Annotated in this window: 17 protein-coding genes; 4 read left to right on the forward strand and 13 right to left on the reverse strand. The window is 52.4% G+C overall.

Annotated features, from left to right (window positions below; all coding sequences use genetic code 11):
* Window positions 1-85: 85 nt before the first annotated feature.
* A complete protein-coding gene (locus BLP79_RS04035; protein WP_090216584.1) occupies window positions 86-532 on the forward strand; it encodes a phasin, PhaP in 447 nt (148 codons plus the stop codon).
* Between the two features lie 214 nt (window positions 533-746).
* Window positions 747-1,304: a polyhydroxyalkanoate synthesis repressor PhaR gene (phaR, locus tag BLP79_RS04040; RefSeq protein WP_090216586.1), complete on the forward strand. Its 558-nt coding sequence runs from the start codon at window positions 747-749 to the stop codon at window positions 1,302-1,304.
* Between the two features lie 120 nt (window positions 1,305-1,424).
* Here phaR and BLP79_RS04045 read toward each other — a convergent pair whose 3' ends face one another.
* From BLP79_RS04045 to BLP79_RS04100, 12 genes are all read right to left on the reverse strand, one after another.
* Window positions 1,425-2,633: a DegT/DnrJ/EryC1/StrS family aminotransferase gene (locus BLP79_RS04045; protein WP_090216588.1), complete on the reverse strand. Its 1,209-nt coding sequence runs from the start codon at window positions 2,631-2,633 to the stop codon at window positions 1,425-1,427.
* A 136-nt stretch (window positions 2,634-2,769) separates the two neighbouring features.
* Window positions 2,770-4,128: a glutamine synthetase family protein gene (locus BLP79_RS04050; protein WP_090216590.1), complete on the reverse strand. Its 1,359-nt coding sequence runs from the start codon at window positions 4,126-4,128 to the stop codon at window positions 2,770-2,772.
* Window positions 4,128-4,808, reverse strand: coding sequence for a type 1 glutamine amidotransferase (locus tag BLP79_RS04055; protein WP_090216592.1), 681 nt, complete (start codon window positions 4,806-4,808; stop codon window positions 4,128-4,130). Before BLP79_RS04055 ends, BLP79_RS04050 begins: the two co-directional genes overlap by 1 nt.
* A 55-nt stretch (window positions 4,809-4,863) precedes the next feature.
* Complete coding sequence (locus BLP79_RS04060) at window positions 4,864-6,183, reverse strand: glutamine synthetase family protein (RefSeq protein WP_090216938.1); 1,320 nt, start codon at window positions 6,181-6,183, stop codon at window positions 4,864-4,866.
* 134 nt (window positions 6,184-6,317) lie between these two features.
* On the reverse strand, window positions 6,318-7,124 hold the full coding sequence (locus BLP79_RS04065; protein WP_090216593.1) for an ABC transporter permease: 807 nt from the start codon (window positions 7,122-7,124) through the stop codon (window positions 6,318-6,320).
* Entirely contained in the window at window positions 7,121-8,002 is an 882-nt protein-coding gene (locus BLP79_RS04070) for an ABC transporter permease (protein ID WP_090216595.1), read from the reverse strand. The genes BLP79_RS04065 and BLP79_RS04070 overlap by 4 nt, the downstream gene beginning before the upstream one ends.
* Before the next feature lie 72 nt (window positions 8,003-8,074).
* Complete coding sequence (locus BLP79_RS04075; RefSeq protein WP_090216596.1) at window positions 8,075-8,794, reverse strand: transporter substrate-binding domain-containing protein; 720 nt, start codon at window positions 8,792-8,794, stop codon at window positions 8,075-8,077.
* A gap of 49 nt (window positions 8,795-8,843) precedes the next feature.
* Window positions 8,844-9,620: an ABC transporter ATP-binding protein gene (locus BLP79_RS04080; protein ID WP_090216598.1), complete on the reverse strand. Its 777-nt coding sequence runs from the start codon at window positions 9,618-9,620 to the stop codon at window positions 8,844-8,846.
* Window positions 9,621-9,777: 157 nt separating this feature from the next.
* Window positions 9,778-10,227, reverse strand: coding sequence for a tellurite resistance TerB family protein (locus tag BLP79_RS04085; RefSeq protein WP_090216600.1), 450 nt, complete (start codon window positions 10,225-10,227; stop codon window positions 9,778-9,780).
* 1 nt (window position 10,228) lies between these two features.
* The gene (locus tag BLP79_RS04090) at window positions 10,229-10,690 is read right to left on the reverse strand and encodes a tellurite resistance TerB family protein (RefSeq protein ID WP_090216602.1); all 462 of its coding nucleotides are present in this window, start codon (window positions 10,688-10,690) and stop codon (window positions 10,229-10,231) included.
* 54 nt (window positions 10,691-10,744) lie between these two features.
* Window positions 10,745-11,047 carry a DUF1330 domain-containing protein gene (locus tag BLP79_RS04095; protein ID WP_090216604.1) on the reverse strand — a complete coding sequence of 101 codons (303 nt, stop codon included), beginning with the start codon at window positions 11,045-11,047 and terminating at the stop codon, window positions 10,745-10,747.
* A gap of 166 nt (window positions 11,048-11,213) precedes the next feature.
* On the reverse strand, window positions 11,214-14,312 hold the full coding sequence (locus tag BLP79_RS04100; protein ID WP_090216606.1) for a valine--tRNA ligase: 3,099 nt from the start codon (window positions 14,310-14,312) through the stop codon (window positions 11,214-11,216).
* 487 nt (window positions 14,313-14,799) lie between these two features.
* Between BLP79_RS04100 and BLP79_RS04105 the strand changes: the two genes are divergently transcribed.
* Window positions 14,800-15,879 (forward strand): DUF2235 domain-containing protein, encoded by a 1,080-nt coding sequence (locus BLP79_RS04105; protein ID WP_090216608.1) that lies wholly within the window; start codon window positions 14,800-14,802, stop codon window positions 15,877-15,879.
* 31 nt (window positions 15,880-15,910) lie between these two features.
* Here BLP79_RS04105 and metF read toward each other — a convergent pair whose 3' ends face one another.
* A complete protein-coding gene (gene metF, locus BLP79_RS04110; RefSeq protein WP_090216610.1) occupies window positions 15,911-16,780 on the reverse strand; it encodes a methylenetetrahydrofolate reductase [NAD(P)H] in 870 nt (289 codons plus the stop codon).
* A 268-nt stretch (window positions 16,781-17,048) separates the two neighbouring features.
* Here metF and BLP79_RS04115 point away from each other — a divergent pair, with 268 nt between their 5' ends.
* The gene (locus tag BLP79_RS04115) at window positions 17,049-17,951 is read left to right on the forward strand and encodes a LysR family transcriptional regulator (RefSeq protein WP_090216612.1); all 903 of its coding nucleotides are present in this window, start codon (window positions 17,049-17,051) and stop codon (window positions 17,949-17,951) included.
* Window positions 17,952-18,034: the final 83 nt, after the last annotated feature.

Below are 18,034 nucleotides of genomic sequence, written 5' to 3' on the forward strand. Positions count from 1 at the left end.
AACTTGATTTGCTGCATCGCAGCATTCATATTGTCATCATCAAACAACGCGGTACGAAATCCGCTGCTTTTCAAGGATTACTAAGATGGCTAAGACCCAAGACTTCACCGCACTTATGAAAGACATGATGGGCTCTTTCCCTGTAGACACATCTGCAATGGAAGACGCATTCAAAAATACCGCCGCTTTGAACGAGAAGCTGGCTTCTGTAGCATTGGAAGCGGCAGAGAAATCTGCTGAGATTTCAAACGTCTGGACCAAAGACGCGATTGCAAAGCTGGGCACCATTTCCAAAGCGCAAGCAGAGCCTGCGGATTATGCAAAAGTCGCAACTGATTATGCATCTGCGTCTGCCGAAGTTGCTGCCGAAAACATGGCGGCCTTTGCTGAAGTTGCCAAGAAAGTTCAAATGGAGACAGTTGAACTGCTGATGGCCGCTGGGAAAGACATCAGCGAAGAAGCCACAGCTGCTGTAAAAAAAGCCACCGATGAGGTGACCACAGCAGCAAAGAAAGCAACTGCTGCGAAGTAATTTAAATCGACATATTGTATCTGTTCCCTCCTCCCTAGAGGTACAGTGTGTTGGTGATAGGCAGACCTTTGGGTCTGCCTTTTTTTGTTTGATATATGGACAGGATGCGGTTGCTGAAGGCGACCCAATCTTTTGTGGTGTTCGCAAGGCTTTTCTTTTGTTTTGCACTCGCATAGGATTTGCTGCAGCGCATCAAGGTTCTGAGAGGATTGATATGGCGGAACAGGTCAGCCCCTTACTTATCAAACGATATGCAAGTCGACGGCTCTATAATACAGAAACCAGTGACTATGTGACGCTGGAGGATATCGCAGGCTTTATCCGCGAAGGGCGCGAAGTTCAGATCGTTGATTTGAAATCTGGCGATGACCTCACGCGCCAATATTTGCTGCAAATTATTGCGGAACATGAAAGCCGCGGTGAAAATGTGCTGCCAATCAACGTGCTAAGTGATCTGGTGCGCAGCTACATGGTTCCAGGTGGTGGTGTGATGCCGCAATTCCTGCAAAGCTCGTTTGATATGTTGCGGGAAAGCCAGTCTAAGATGATGGAAAACATGACTTCAATGAATCCCATGGCGCAAATACCGGGATTTGAGGCGATGAAAAGCCAGCAGGAAGCGTTTCTTAAGGCGATGACGGGCGGTTTTGGGACGGGATGGCCTGGCGCTGGAGAGGCAAGAGACGGCGAAGCATCAGACGGGGAGGAAGACCTGAGTGATATCAAACGCCAGCTTGCTGAATTACAGGATAAGCTTTCTAAAATGAAATAAAGCGCGTTTGGAGCTTTGCTTAGAAAAGGGGGGCTCTCCCGCCCGAACTTTAGCCCCATTCGGGACTGCGTTCCGTTGGGCCAAGCGTCGCGCTGATGCGCGACGCTGTATCATCAAGGATCAGGCGGCAGCGCGGTTTGTTGCTGTTGCTGCAGCCTTTAGTAGGATGTCACAGATTACATCCAGTTCTTCGCGAGACAAACGCACAGGAAGTCTGACGTCACAGGCCTGCATCAACATCTTTCGGGTTTGTGGAAGATTTGGCGTGTCGCCTAAAAACTGCCAGTTCCAAAATGCACGGGCATTGTCTTGTGAACGGCCAAAAATCTGAACTTTTATACCGTTTTCTGCAGCTGTTGCTGCAAAGAGATCAATCTGTGCTTCGCTTAAACCGACAAGATTGAATTGGATCGAATCCGGCGCACGTTCTTCGGGCGGCAGCGGATCTGGCACGCGTAAAACATCTGAGCTGTGCAAGCGATCCGCGACATAATTATGATTGGCCAGACCATCGCGCACGCGACGGGCAAGTTCAGGCAGTTGAGGGCGGATCACCACAGCTGACAGATTGGACATACGCAGGTTGTACAGCGGCAGTTTGTTCTGCCAGCGGTCAAATGCATTCTGAAGCTCGGGGTCGTTTTGACCTTCTGGCCCTTTGTGCTTTTTCCAATTGTGCTCATAGGCGCCAGACATAATCACGGTACGCGCGATAAGGTCTGCATCGTTGGAAACAAGGATGCCACCTTCACCTGCGTTGATCATCTTGTAGGACTGAAAGGAGAAACAACCGATTTTCCCCAAGGTTCCTATGTTCTGACCGTGCCAAGTGGTGCCAAGGGAATGGGCGGCGTCTTCGATCACTGGGATATTACGTGCATTGCACAGCGCCATTATGGCGTCCATGTCAGAGGTGTGACCTCGCATATGGCTGATGATGACGGCTTTGATGTCTTGGTCCAGCTTGGCCTCAAAATCTGCCATATTGATACGATAGTTGTCTGCAACTTCGCACAGTACGGGCACGCAATCCGCATGTACAACGGACGAGGGCACGGCTGCAAATGTAAAGGCAGGGATCAGAACACGCGCGTCACGCGGCAGTTCAAGGGCTTTGAGAGAGAGAAACAAAGCTGCTGAGCAGGAAGAGACAGCCAGCGCATATTTTGTGCCAAGCAACGCCGCAAATTCCTGTTCCAAGAGTGTCACAGGCGCATTTTCTGCGGCCGTGTAACGGAAAAGATCACCACTTTGCAATAAGGCGTCGATGGCTGCGCGTGCATCCTGGGGAATGGCTTCAGCGGTGTGAACGTCGGGCACTTGTACCATATTTCAAAATCCTGAATTTACTCTTTGGATAATCTAAATGAAGACGTGAGCTATGCCAACCTGTGTCGCTGTGTTGCGCAAAGATTTCACAGAACTGTTGCGTGAGAGCGATTTTATCGGCTGAAGATTGCCAGTCTCAAACGTTCATAAGCAGATGTTCGCGTTCCCAAGGGGAAATGACCTGTAAAAACTCGTCGTATTCGGCACGTTTCACGATGGAATACACGCGGGCGAATTCAGGTCCCAGGATTTCATGCAATGCGTTGGATTGGTCAAATAGATCAAGTGCATCGCCCATCACCCGCGGGATATCCCCATCGCCTTCATAGGCGTCGCCTTTGGATTGGCGCCGCGGCCGCTTCTGCTCCATCAACCCCAAGTAACCACAGGCAAGCGAGAGAGCGATGCCAAGGTAAGGGTTACAATCCATGCCAGCGATACGGTTTTCGACGCGCCGGGCACTGGGGTCAGAGAGGGGAACGCGAATGCCGGTGGTGCGGTTGTCACGCGCCCATTCCAGGTTGATGGGGGCTGCGTGGTCTTTCACATAGCGCCGATATGAATTTACATAAGGTGCCATCACTGCAAGACCTGCAGGCAGGTGGTTCTGGAGCCCTGCGATAAAGTGATAAAAGGCGTCGGTCTCGCCACCTTGGGCACCAGAGAAAATGTTGTTTCCGCTTTCCATATCAATAATGGAATGGTGAATATGCATCGCGCTTCCCGGCTCATGCGCGATGGGTTTCGCCATAAAGGTTGCAAAGCAATTGTGGCGCAGGGCTGCTTCGCGGATCAGACGTTTGAAAAAGAAAACCTCATCGGCCAATTTGACGGGGTTTCCGTGGCGCAGATTGATTTCTAACTGACCAGCACCGCCTTCCTGCGTGATGCCATCAATCTCAAATCCTTGAGCTTCGGCAAAATCATAGATGTCATCGATGACGGGACCAAATTCATCAACAGCAGTCATCGAATAGGCCTGCCGCGCCGCTGCGGGTCGTCCTGAGCGGCCCATCATGGGTTCGATTTCACGCGCCGGGTCTGTGTTGCGTGCAACCAGGTAGAATTCCATCTCAGGTGCGACGACAGGTTTCCACCCTTGATCATGGTAGAGCTGTACAACGCGTTTCAGAACATTGCGCGGACTGTAAGGAATGGGATTGTGATCCCGATCATAAGCGTCATGGATGACCTGTAGCGTCCAGTCGCCGGTCCAAGGGGCCGCGGTTGTGGTTGTGAAGTCCGGTTTCAGGATCATGTCTTTTTCGATGAAGCCATCTTCATCGGCGGCTTCACCCCAGCCGCCTGTGATCGTCTGGAAAAAGATGCTGTCAGGTAGGTGAAAATAGTCTTGGCGTGCAAACTTTGACGCTGGCACCGCTTTGCCGCGGGCAATACCGGGGAGATCAGAGATGATACATTCCACCTCGTCCAGTCGGTGACCTTCCAGATAGAGCTGGGCGGCTGTGGGCCAAGAGGTGGTCCAATCTGACATTAGGGCCTCGCTGATTGAAAGAAAGACGCAATTTCCTTGGCGAAACGAGCATTGTCGGTGGGCTTATTCAAGCGATCCTGTGCGCGTGCCAACAAGGGATCGGGCACAACACCTTTGCCGCGATTTTGAATCAGGCCATCGATAAATGCGCTGTCGAATTCTGGGTGCGCTTGTATCGTCCAAGCATTGCCTTCGTAAGATAGAATTGCATTCTCGCAAAAGGTGTTTCCAGCAATTGCGCGGGCTGCTTTGGGCCGTTCAACCACTTGATCCTGATGCCAAGCATTGAGGGCGATCGTCTCACCATTCATTTCATATTCAGTGCGTCCGACGCTCCACCCTTTGTCAAATTTTTCGACACGTCCGCCAAGGGCCTGCGCAATAATTTGATGTCCAAAGCACACGCCAACGAGGGGGCGCTTTGCGGCATAGATCTCGCGGATCAATGCTTCGAGGGGGGGGATCCATGAATGGGATTCGTAAGCGCCGTGTTTGGACCCCGTGACCAGCCAGCCGTCGGCAGCTTCGATGGTATCTGGAAAGACGCCGTCAACCACGGCAAAGGTATCGAATGTAAACCCGTACCCAGAAAGCATCTTGTGAAACAGCTGGTCGTAATTGCCAAGATTTTGGAACAGCGCCTCTGGCGAGTGTCCGGTCTGAAGGATGCCGATTTTCATAGGTCACCAATTTGATCAAGTTCTGTAGAATGCCAGATATCTCTGACTGATACAGTCATACGAGGTCCAGCCAAGTGCGCCAATGGTTCTGGGCTGGTAATGCCGCAAATGTTTTAATTTCTTGACGTTTCATCATGACCAGATTTTGAATGATCTGAGCCGGGAAAATACGCGCAATAAGCGGATCGCATTCAAAAAGATCTACGGCGTTTTGCCAGGTTGCGGCGAGACGTGGCAGTCCTTTTTCTTCATAGGTGTTGCCGCCAATGGCGGGCGGTGGGATCATCTTGTCCTCAATCCCGATCAAAGCGGCGCCCAGGATCGCAGTTAAAAGCAGGTAGGGGTTTATATCTCCACCGGCGACCCGGTGTTCGATCCGTCGGGCCGCAGGGTTTCCACCGGGAATGCGGATGGCTGCCGTGCGGTTTTCATACCCCCAGGCGGCTTTGGTGGGCGCATGTGCACCCGGAGTAAAGCGTTCATACGAGTTGCCGTGTGGCGCAAAGATCAATGTGCTGGCTGGCATCGCCGCCACACACCCCCCAACCGCATGTCGCAAGAGCGACGTTCCGGCCTCACCGCCATCATCGAAAACATTCCGGCCGTCTTTGTCCACAATTGAGAAATGCACATGCATTCCGTTTCCGGCTTCCTCCCCATAGGGTTTGGCCATAAAGGTCGCCGCAAAACCATGTTTGCGCGCAAGGCCGCGTACTAACCCTTTGAATAAAAGCGCATCGTCCGCGGCGCGCAAAGCGAGTTGGTGATTGAGGTTAATTTCAAATTGCCCCAGTCCCCCCTCAGAGATCGCGGATTGCGCGGGGATACCCATTTCTTCGGCTGCTGCGTAGAGATCAGAGAAAAATGCGTCAAATGCGTCTAGTTCTTCCAAGGACAGGACAGCCTGTTGATCAAGCCGTTGTCCTGTGGTCGGATTGATCGGCGGTGCGAGATGATCTGAGCTGTCGTCAACCAGATAAAACTCCATTTCGGTGGCAGCCCAGACCTGCCAGCCGCGGTGCGTAAACTGTTGCAGTGTGTGGATCAAAGCATGGCGTGGGTCTCCGTCAAAGGCAGATCCATCTTCGTTGTACATCATCATTGGAAAGAGAGCGGATGGGGTGTCTAGCCATGGCATAGGAAGGGGTCCACGCTCTGTTGGCTTTAACACACCATCTGCGTCGCCTGTTTTAAAGACAAGCTCGCTCTCCTCTACATCCCTGCCAAATAGATCCACGTTCAGCGTGGACAGGGGCATTCTTGCGGTACCGTCAGATAGCTTTTCGGCAAGATCAGATGGCATACGTTTGCCCCTCAGAATCCCATTCATATCTGCTGCTGCAATGCGAATTGAGGACAAATCTGACAGATCCATACCAACCTCCTTGTGCCTTTTTTCAACCGTAACGAAGCCGTGCGCAGACGCAAAGAAAATTTGATCAAAATATTCTGGTTGATGAAACGCTGGCCACAAAAATAAAAAAGGCCCCCAATTGGGAGCCTTTGGTCTTAACGGATCAGGTTGAGTTTGAGTTTTATCTTTTGTCTTTTGGGACGTGGAAGATGTCTGTTCAAACGGGTGTTTATACGTCCAAACAAAAAGATCACCAGCAGTGTCAGTAAGATGAAATAAGCCGCTAGGATAGGGTAGGGGACAAATGGATTGAACGTCTTATCCGCAAAGTAATTCGCATAATAAAGCGCATCCCCCTGCTGTCGTTTTGCAGGAAAGCCTGAGAAGAACACAAGGGTTGTCGCGTGAAACAGAAAGATCGCTTCGTTTGTGTAGGCAGGCCATGCAAGGCGCATTGAGGTCGGCCATAAAACGCGGCGAAATTTATTCCATCCGGTCAATCCGTATGCATCTGCGGCTTCGACATCTCCTTTTGGCACAGATCGCAAGGCGCCGTAAAAGATTTCAGCGGTATAGGCCGAGGTGTTCAGGAACAAAACGACCAATGCCCCCAGCCAGGCTGATGAAAAGGGATCAAAAAACGAAGAGACCGATTTGAGGTTCAAGAACAGGAAATACGCAAAGAAGAACTGAATAAACAGCGGAGAGCCCCGAAACAGGAAAACAAAGATCTCTGCTGGTTTGCGCAACACGGGAGATTGCGCCATTTTGGCCACTGCAAGTGCATTGGCGAGGAAAAACCCCAAGAGCACAGCGATGCTTCCAAAGTAAATATTCCAAAGCATGCCTGACCCAATCAGGGTAAATTGCTCGCATAGGGTGAAATCACTGCGGGGTAACAGGCGTTCCCCATAGCCGATCGCACGCAGGCCATAGTCTTGTATGGTTTGCAGACAGCTCATGCGGCTTTCCTTTGGGCTTCTCCAGCGATTGTCGCTTGCCCACGTGAGAGGCGGAGGTGGATGCGATCCAGTATTTTTTCAGAAATTTTGGTGAAGCAGAGATAGAATATCAACAAAGCAAGAAAATACCACATACGCCAATCACCGTGCGGGTAATCTGTGAAACGGGCAGATTTGATTCCACCAAGGTCTCGTGCCCAGTAGACGATGTCTTCCACTCCCAAGAGGAACAGAAGCGGTGTTGCTTTGATCAGAACCATCGAGAGGTTTGACAGACCGGGCAGTGCGTAGACCCACATCTGTGGAACCAGAATGCGCCAAAAGGCCTGATTGGGGGTCATGCCATAGGCTTCCGCAGTTTCCATCTGACCATGGGGCACGGACTGCATCGCGCCATATAAGATGTTACCAGCAAAAGCACCAAAGACGATGGCAAAGGTGATCACGGCCAGCGCAAAGCCATAGGTTTCATGCACCCATTGTGGTGCGTCGCCCAAAGGCATTTTTGCCGTTTGGCAGACAATAAAATCGGCACCCTGACGAATAGGGTCGTCCCAGTCGGGACATTTTACTTTGTGGCGCAGATATTCGATGCCCTGATCAAGGGCGATCACAAAGAATAGGAAAAACGCAACATCGGGTACACCACGCACAATGGCAATGTAGCCTTTGCCAAACCAACGAAATGGCGCGATGCGGGATCTTGCTGCTATCGCACCGCCAAACCCGAAGCTGAGCGCAACAGGGGCCGTGACAGCAAGAAGAATAAGCACGGTGAAAACCGCACTATAAAGTGACATATGCTTTCCCGTGGTCAGATAGCAGGAGAGCCAGGTCAAACCAGAGAGAGATTGAGGGTCAGCGCAGTAAGAAAACATCAGGCCTTCGTAAATAAAAGACGCGACAAGCAGGCCTGAGGGGCCACGCCTGTCGCGGTACTGTTAGTGCAATCAGAAGGTCTGAGCACCCTCGCCAAACCACTTGGAGATCAGTGTATTCAGGCTGCCATCTGCTTTCATCGTTTCGATTGCAGCGTCAAATTTGGCTTTGAGCTCGGCATCAGACTCGCGGATGCCCATGGCAACGCCGCCACCAAGAGGAACCGGTTCGCCAACCCAAACAATATCTGCATTCTCTTCGACGATGGGTTCAAGGAATGATCCCTGGAAGAAGACGCTGTCAGCTTCGCCACTGCGTAGGGCGGCAATCAGTTCATCGCCCGTTGCATATTCCAGCAGGGTAGCACCGCTTTCAGCCACATAGGCGGATTGGATGGTTGAGGTTTGTGATGCAACGACGCCATCAATGTCTGCATCTTCTGACAGACCGATATAGCGGGAGGCTTCTGGTGGAATGTAAGCTTGGGTAAAGTCGATGACCTCATCACGTTCATCGGTGATCGACATGCCAGCGATGATAGTATCATAGTTGCCAGAAACGAGATTCGGGATGATTGAATCCCATTCGTTTGTGACCCATTCACACTTCAGCTCAGCTGCCTCACACAGGGCGTCACCCAGTTCGCGCTCAAAACCATCAACCTCACCATCGTCATTGATAAAGTTATAAGGTGCATATGCGCCTTCGGTGCCCATACGTACAGTGGTATCCGCGAATGCGACACCCGCGCTCAATACAAGAGCTGTGGTGCTTAGGATAATGGACTTCATTTAGATTCATCTCCCCTTTTTGGATCGTTATTACTTGTTTTATCTGAGGTTAACCGTGGCGCGTGGATTTGAGAAACCCCTTGAGCCGTTCGGATTGCGTATTGGCGAAGACTTGATCAGGTGACCCTTGTTCTTCGACCAAACCTTGATGCAGAAAGACCACCTGGGTTGAGACATCTGCCGCCATATCCATGTCATGCGTCACAATAATCATTGTACGGCCTTCTTTCGCCAGATCTTTGATGACTTTGATAACTTCCTGTTCCAACTCTGGGTCCAGCGCAGATGTTGGTTCATCAAAGAGCAGGGCTTCCGGCTCCATACACAAGGCGCGTGCGATAGCTGCGCGTTGCTGCTGGCCGCCTGAAAGCTGGGCTGGATACATATTGCCTTTGTCGCCAATACCAACCTGGTTTAGGTAGTGTCTGGCTTTTTCTTCGACTTCGCCTTTGTCACGCCCAAGCACGGTAATGGGTGCTTCCATAACATTCTGCAGAATGGTCATATGCTGCCAGAGATTAAATTGCTGGAACACCATGCTGAGGTTCGTGCGGACGCGGATGACTTGTTTTGCATCACCAGGGCGACGGTTTGGCCCGCTCCCTGCCCAAGAAATAGGTTCGCCCTGAAAGAGGATTTCCCCGTTCTGGCTGTCCTCAAGCAAGTTGCAACAGCGCAGCAAGGTTGATTTCCCCGACCCCGACGATCCAATCAGTGAAACCACGTCTCCCCGATGTGCGGTGATACTGACGCCTTTTATGACGTCTAAATCGCCATAAGATTTGTGTAGATCACGAATTTCGAGAACGGGTGTTTGTTCAGTCAAGGGAATTTGGTCCGTTGTCTTTAGATTTATTCTCTATTGGACCTATTTTTTTGACGATTGCAATCCGCAAACATGGGCGCATATGCGCATATTGCTACAATTTGGGCAGAAGATCGGGCGCGACCGGGAATGTTTGATCAAATATTGAGAGTTTTAGTCACGAGTGTGAACGGTCTGTTTCGACTTTTTGGCGGATGCGCGCGCTGTCGACATCATTTACCCCAAGGAGGTTGGTTGCCAAACGCAACAGCGCATCTTCTTCGGGATCGCGGTCTCCGTCTGCAAGGACCACTTGCCACATGGCTTCAACGATGGCGATACGCTCTTCGTAAACCACAGCTTCTTTGATCGCGCGGGTAAAGCGCACGGTGTCTGGCGCTTCGGCTTCCATTTCTTCAGCTTGTTCGCGCAAGAGTGTCGCTTCACCCAGCTCTAAGTCGAAACGAGTGCCAATAATTCGGTCGATCCGGTCTTTTTCAATCTCTGCATAATCGTGATCAGACCGGGCGATACGCACCAAAAGGGCGCTTAAGGCCAGCCGCGCATCGGTGTCCTGTAGGGGTTCATTGATGGGGGCAAGCAGGAGATTGAGAATATCTTTAAACATGTCACTCGGTCTTTGCACTTGGGTAAAGCTTTGCATGCGCTTTTGCGCGTGCTTTTTTGTTGTCGATGACAGAAAGGCCCATCGCTTTGCAGGCGTCATCTACAATCTGAACTTCGCCTTCACGTTCGATGTTGTCCGCTAAAACCACCTCCCACAGCGCATCAAGCGCAGCTAGGCGCTCTTCCAGCCCCGTGGTTTCGCGGATCAACCGTCCAAAAGTATCGGTTTCGGGTGCTGCGGCGTGCAGTTTTTCACAGGTGGCGCGGACTTTGGCTGCTTCTAATGCATTGTGCTGATAAAGCCGTGCCAGAATGCGATCGATCAGGCTGATTTCCTCAACTTGGTAATCACGATCAGATTGTGCCACACGAACCAAAAGAGCCCCCAACGCCAGTTCAGCGTCTGGATCGGGCAAAGGTGAGGATGTCTTGGGGCGAAACGCCTGAAAAAGTTTTTTCAACATATGTAGATCCCCCGGTGTCGCTGTTGTCTGAGCGTCTGCTTTGCTCCAACAGTCTTATGGTTGTGCGCCATCATAGCCCTCGATGATAATCAGATCCGCCTGTGCCACCGGATCACGCAGGGCTTTTGCGCGTTGATAAGCAGGTGAAGCATAACAGGCCCGTGCCGTTTCGATATCTTTAAATTCAATCACAACGGTACGCGCGCGCAATTTACCTTCTTGCGGCTCTTGGCTGCCACCACGCACAAGGAAACGGGCTCCAAACTCAGCAAAGGGAGAGGCGTTGGCTTCTACATAAGATTGATATTGCGCTATGTCCTCAATATCGACGTGTCCGATCCAGTATCCCTTTGCCATTGGCGCCTGCCTCCCTTTTCCCGAATAAGGCTAAGCTGACGCAGATTGGCGGCAAAGGCAATGAGCCGATTGCGCTGACATTCCCCATGGAAAATTCTGTGCGATAGATATGCAAAGTGGATCCGCCTGCCACGACATTTATGGCAGGCGGTTATGTCAGTTCAAATCACGCGATTTCAGCAAGACGCTCAAAGGCTTCTTTGATCTTTGCTTCTTCTTCTTCACGTGCCGCAAGGTTGGCGCGGGTTTCCGCGATGACCTCAGCCGGGGCGCTGTCGGCGAATTTGGGGTTGTTCAAACGCCCGCGCAGTCCGCCCAATTCTTTGGCCAGTTTGCCAAGCGTCTTTTCCAGACGTGCCTTTTCTTTCGCCACATCAATGATCTCTGCCAGGGGGAGGCCAAAGCTTGCCCCCGGAGCGGCGATGGCAATGCTGCCCTTGGGCGCTTCATCCATTTCGGTCAGGCTGTCGATACGGGCAAAGCGTTTGATCAGCGCTTCATTGCGATCCCAATAGGCTTTGCCTGCGGCATCAATCTGGGTGACAACCATAGGCACTTGGGCACCAGCAGGCACGTTCACCTGCGCCCGGGCTGAACGGACATTATCGATCACGGCAATGACCCAATTCATTTCTGCCTCGGCCTCTGCATCGACCAGATCTGCAGCCTTGTAGGTTGGCCAGTCTGCGTGGATCAGCATTTTTGAGGCATCGCCAGTTTCAATGCCGCGCCCGTCGGTGACGTTCCAGATTTCTTCGGTCACAAAGGGCATGATCGGATGCATCAGGATCAGGGATTGATCAATCGCCCAAGCATAGACCGCCTGTGTTTCGTCCTTGGCCGCCTGATCGTCGCCGTGGAAGATCGGTTTGGTGAACTCCAGATAGCGGGCGCAGAAGGTGTTCCAGAAGAAGGCATAAAGCGCGTTGGCCGCGTCATTGAACCGGAAGGCGTCAAAGGCGCTGTCCACCTCTTCGCGCAGTTTGGCGATTTCACCGATGATCCAGCGGTTGAGGGGCAGGGTGGCTTTGGGCGCATCCGCATCACGTTCCGCCGAGAAGGCATCAATGACATTGTCGCCATAGGATGAGGCCTGCCACAGTTTGGTGACAAAGTTCCGGTAGCCCTCAATGCGTTTCATATCAAGCTTCAGAACGCCACCAAGGCTGGCCATCGCGGCATTGGTAAAGCGCAGCGCGTCTGCGCCGTATTCATCCACGATATCCAGCGGGTCCACCACGTTGCCGGTGGATTTTGACATCTTCTTACCCTTGGCATCGCGCACAAGGCCATGCAGATACACGGTGTCAAACGGCACCTGATCCACAACGGCCAGCTGCATCATCATCATGCGCGCCACCCAGAAGAACAGAATGTCTTGGCCCGTAATCAGGGTTGAGGTGGGGAAATACGTCGCCATCTCCTGCGTGTCATTCGGCCAGCCCAGCGTGCCGATGGGCCAGAGGCCGGAGGAGAACCAAGTGTCCAGAACGTCGGGGTCGCGGAAGCCAACCAATGACGAATAGTCTTCATTTGTGCCAAGGAGGCTATTCGTCATGAATGCATCCATTGGGTTGTTGTCTGGCGCTGAAAAGTCAGAAGAGATTTCTGTAAAGATAGCGCCGTTAAAGCGCTCTTTTACGATCGCCGCGAGTTCTTTGGTGTCTGATGCACAGATTGCAAGTGGGCCGTCGTAGGCACCGTCTGGGTCGCCGACCGATCCATCTTTATTCCGGCCAGGGAAATACCATACCGGGATCTGATGGCCCCACCACAGTTGGCGCGAGATGCACCAGGGCTCGATGTTTTCCAGCCAGTGGTAATAGGTCTTCTCACCGCTTTCAGGCAGGATCTTGACGGTGCCGTCTTTTACGGCATCCAGCGCCGGGCCAACAACCTTTTCAGCGTCGACAAACCACTGGTCGGTCAGCATGGGTTCAATGACAACTTTGGAGCGGTCGCCAAAGGGCTGCATGATCGGTTTGTTCTCGACAAAGGGAACGATCTGGGAAACCTCAGTCTCGTTGCCGTCATCATCCTTTACCGTCTGCGTTTCGGTGATCATCACCGCCAGACCTTCGGATGTGATCTGCTCCACAACCGCTTTACGCGCTTCAAAGCGATCAAGGCCGCGCAGCTCTTCTGGCACGAGGTTGATCGCGTCAATCTCGTTTTCGGTGAATTCTGCACCCTTCGCATGCGCCTGCGCTTTGGCGGCTTCTTCCGCGTATGGCGCACCATCCGCGCGCATTGCGCCTTTGGTATCCATCAGGCGATACATCGGAATGCCGCCGCGCTTGGCAACCTGATAGTCGTTGAAATCATGCGCGCCGGTGATCTTTACCGCACCCGAGCCAAAGTCTTTGTCGGGGTACTCATCCGTGATGATTGGGATCAGGCGACGGTGCTCTTTTGGCCCTACTGGGATTTCCACGAGCTTGCCCACGATGGGCGCGTAGCGTTCATCCGACGGGTGCACGGCAACTGCGCCATCGCCCAGCATGGTTTCAGGACGCGTGGTCGCGATTGAGATATAATCGCGGGTTTCTTCCAGCGTGACATTGCCGTCTTCGTCTTTTTCCACGTAGGTGTAGGTCGCCCCACCTGCGAGCGGATATTTGAAGTGCCACATATGGCCGGGGGTCTCGATGTTTTCGACCTCAAGATCGGAAATCGCGGTTTCAAAATGGGGATCCCAGTTCACCAGACGCTTGCCGCGATAGATCAGACCTTTGTTGTACATCTCAACAAAGACTTTGATGACGGCGTCGTGGAAATTGCCGTCGGCCTCATCCGCAGGCGCGCCCGGCGCGCCAGACATGGTGAAGGCGGTACGTGAGAAATCAGCGGAAGCCCCAAGGCGTTTGAGCTGATTGATAATGGTGCCGCCGGATTTGCCTTTCCAGTCCCAGACTTTTTCAAGGAAAGCCTCGCGCCCCATTTCAGCGCGGCTGGGCTGTTGGGTGTTGGCCAGTTCGCGTTCAACCACCATCTGGGTTGCGATGCCTGCGTGATCACAGCCCGGCTGCCAGAGGGTGTCAAAGCCCTGCATGCGTTTCCAGCGGATCAGGATATCCTGCAGCGTGTTGTTAAACGCATGCCCCATGTGCAAAACGCCTGTGACGTTGGGGGGCGGGATCATGATGCAATAGCTGGAAGCCTCTGGTTTTGCATTGGCCCCAGCGGTAAAGCAGCCTGCTTGCTCCCAGGCGTTAAACAGGCGGCTTTCTGCGGTTGCCGCGTCGAATGTCTTTTCCATCGCCATTGATCTAGTCCTGCGTGCATCTGTGTTCGAGTTGCACGATGACATATCGAATGGGAACGCGAAGGGAAAGACGCCTTTATCGCCAAGATAGGGGAAGGGCTGGGATTAACGCCCGCTGCGCGCTATTGGATTGAGGTTGCCGCAGAATGCCGGATCCGGTGAGTATGTTCTGGTCTATGCGAGGGTATAACCGTCGCGACACTGTATGAGGCGCGCGCTTGTGTTACGATATTGAAAGCATTTTACGACAGGCTGAACGAAAGCGTGCGATTGTAACGTGCCTCACGCTATCGTTCGACTGCTGTGTGTTGTGGACAAGGGTGTCGATACACATGTTGAATACAGAAGGTGGCTCTCATCTTAGCATCTTGCCATAAGAGAGTTCGCTGATTGAACGGAGGTTGTTACAGTTCGTATGTCTTGTACAGACTAACCTGTCGCGTCCGATCTTGATGGACCTGCAGCCGAATTGAGAAAGACAAAAAGGATGATCCTGAAGCAGCTCAGCACAACTGTTCTTGAATGGCTGGGACGCCCTTTGCGTTCTGAACATTCTGCAGAGAGCAAGCTTCGTGGGCCGCAAACCCATGTGATTATCTTAGATGGCACCATGTCGACCCTTGATGCAGGACAGGAAACCCATGCGGGACGGCTATATCATATGTGTACCGAAATGGGGGCGTCGATTTCCGTCTTTTACGAAGCTGGGGTTCAGTGGCGTGGCTGGAAAAGCGCACCAGATGTGATGATGGGGCGTGGGATCAATCGTCAGATCCGACGTGGATATGGCTACCTCGCATCACGCTATCGTCCGGGGGATCGGATCTTTTTGTTTGGCTATTCACGCGGGGCCTATGCTGTGCGTTCTTTGGCCGGGGTAATCGACCAGATCGGCTTGTTGCGGGCCGAAGAGGCGACCGTGCGCAATATCCGCACAGCGTACAGACATTATCAAAGAGAGTCAGCGCCTGATATGATTACGCGTTTTCGCGATAACCATTGCCATCAGAACGTGGATATTGAAATGGTCGGCGTCTGGGACACGGTAAAGGCGTTGGGTCTGCGTCTTCCATTGTTGTGGCGCTGGGCGGAAAACCAGCATGCCTTTCACAACCATCAGCTGGGGCGACATATCAAAAACGGCTATCAGGCGCTTGCAATGGAAGAGACGCGGCAGGTGTTTGAACCTGTGTTGTGGGAGTGCCCTGAAGGATGGCAGGGCCATGTTGAACAAGTCTGGTTTCGCGGCAGCCATGGCGACATCGGCGGCCAGTTAGGGGGCTTCGAAGAGGCGCGTCCCCTCGCAAACCTCTCGATGGTCTGGATGTTGGAAAAGGCCGAAGATTGCGGCCTTTCTTTGCCTCAAGACTGGCGCATGCGGTTCCCGGTTGATCCAAATGCGCCCTCTGTTGGCACTTGGCGCGGATGGGGAAAGATCTTTCTGTTACGTGGTCGGCGCAGACAGGGGCGTGACCGTACAGAACGACTGCACAGCAGTGTGCGTCATCTGAATGGTCAACATGATATATCAACTTTGAACACAACAGCACGCCGATCTGCAAGATAGCGCGCTGTGGGTAAAAGAGGCGCAGCCCTGCTTAGGCGACATGTTCCAGTGCAACTTTTGGTGAAATGCCAAGTGCAAAGCAGACATCACGGGTCAGCTCTGGGCGGTTCAGGGTGTAAAAATGCAAACGCTCCACGCCACCATCAACCAGTTCTGAGCACAGCTCCGTACAGATCGCTGTTGCCAAAAGGTCTTCTCTGTCATCGCGGGTCGCTTTTTCAAAAGCTTCATCAACCCATGCGGGAATATATGTGCCGCAGCGTTTTGCAAAGTTGCGCGCACCTTTCCAGTTTTCGATGGGGAGAATGCCCGGCGTGATCTTGTCGCCATCGATCCCGGCCTTTTCACAGGCGTCCCGGAATCTAAAGAAAGTTTCGGCCTCAAAGAAAAACTGTGTCAGCGCTTCATCGGCGCCTGCGTCAATCTTGCGTTTTAGCCAATCCACGTCCGCCTGCGCATTTGGGGCTTCGGGATGTGGATCAGGATAGGCACCAACACGCAGTTTGAATTTTCCGGTCTCTGCGAGCGCTTCGATCAGTTCAACAGAATTTGCAAACCCTTCGGGGTGAGGCGTAAAGCTGCCTTCCCCTTTTGGCGGGTCACCACGCAGGGCGACGATCTCATTTACACCAGCAGCCGCAAACTGATCGGCAATTTCCAGCGTTTCAGCGCGAGAGGCATTCACGCAGGTCAAATGAGCGGCCACATTCAGACCAGAAGTTTTGTGCAAGGTTGCAACAGATTCTCGTGTCAACTCGCGGGTGGTACCGCCCGCGCCGTAGGTGACAGAGACAAATCGCGGGGCCAGTGGCGCCAGCACCTGAACCGTGTCCCACAGGCGGAAAGAGGCTTCCAGGTTTTTCGGCGGGAAGAATTCAAATGAAATCTGGGGCGTCGACATGGATACGGTCCTCTGTTTGCTTTGACCCCTTGTTGCACGCGTAGAGATGTGAGACAAATTCAATATTCTCAAGAATAACATGAATGGATTGAGGGTTTGGCATTGGGGCGGTATTCGTTCATGGTACATTGGTTGAAAAAGCCAAGGTCAGGCAAACGCTTAGTCGCCCTGAGGCTCTGGCCAAGAAATTCAATGTTACGCCACATGAGTAAGATATCTTGCATTTGCTTAAAATGCGAACAACCAATAGCCCAAGGATCATAGACCGGTGCACATAGAATTTCGTCACCTCCGGACAATAAAAGCCATTCATGAATTGGGCGGGCTGGCCCGTGCGGCGGATCAGTTAAACATCACACAAAGTGCGCTGAGCCATCAGATTAAAGGTTTGGAAGATCAAACCGGTGTCGAACTTTTTGTACGTCGCTCTAAGCCGTTGAAACTGTCTGCGGCAGGCTTACGCCTGTTGCGGTTGGCCAATCAGATCTTGCCACAAGTGGAAGCTGCCCAAGCTGAGTTTTCGGCGTTGCGCAGCGGGAAAACCGGCCGAATGCACATTGCAATCGAATGCCATGCTTGTTTTGAATGGCTGTTTCCAGTGTTGGAAGGGTTTCGCAAAAACTGGGGGGATGTGGACGTGGACATCCGTCCGGGCCTTGCTTTTGATGCTTTGCCTGCATTGCAAAAAGAAGAAGTGGATCTGGTGGTCTCTTCTGACCCAGAAGATATTCCGGGCATTACCTTTCTTCACCTGTTTGATTACAAAGCTGTTTTTGTGGCCTCTGCACAGCATCCACTGGCAGAGAAATCCTGCATAGAGGCTGAGGATTTTCTAGGCCAGACGCTGATTACTTACCCAGTTGATAAAACACGGCTGGATATCTTTAGTCAGCTGTTGATCCCGGCAGGGGTGGAGCCAGCCCATGTCAGGCAGGTTGAATTGACTGCGGTGATCTTATTGTTGGTGGCCTCTAATCGTGGAATTTCGGTTTTGCCAGATTGGGTGGTGCGCGAAGTAAAATATAACTCTGATTATGTGACACGGCCTTTAACAGAAACCGGGGTGACGCGCGGCCTATATGCTGCGATCCGCAGTGAGGATGAAGAGAAACCCTTTGTGCAAGAACTGGTTCGCCTCGCAAAATCCGAGGCGCGCAAACTGCAAGTGTAGCACAGGTTAACTATCCGTTGATTTGCAGGGTGAATATAGGTGAAACCCTCTTGGCAAGGGGCGTGATGCGGCGTATAGGCACG

Source organism: Epibacterium ulvae (assembly GCF_900102795.1).
Taxonomy (GTDB): Bacteria; Pseudomonadota; Alphaproteobacteria; order Rhodobacterales; family Rhodobacteraceae; genus Epibacterium; species Epibacterium ulvae.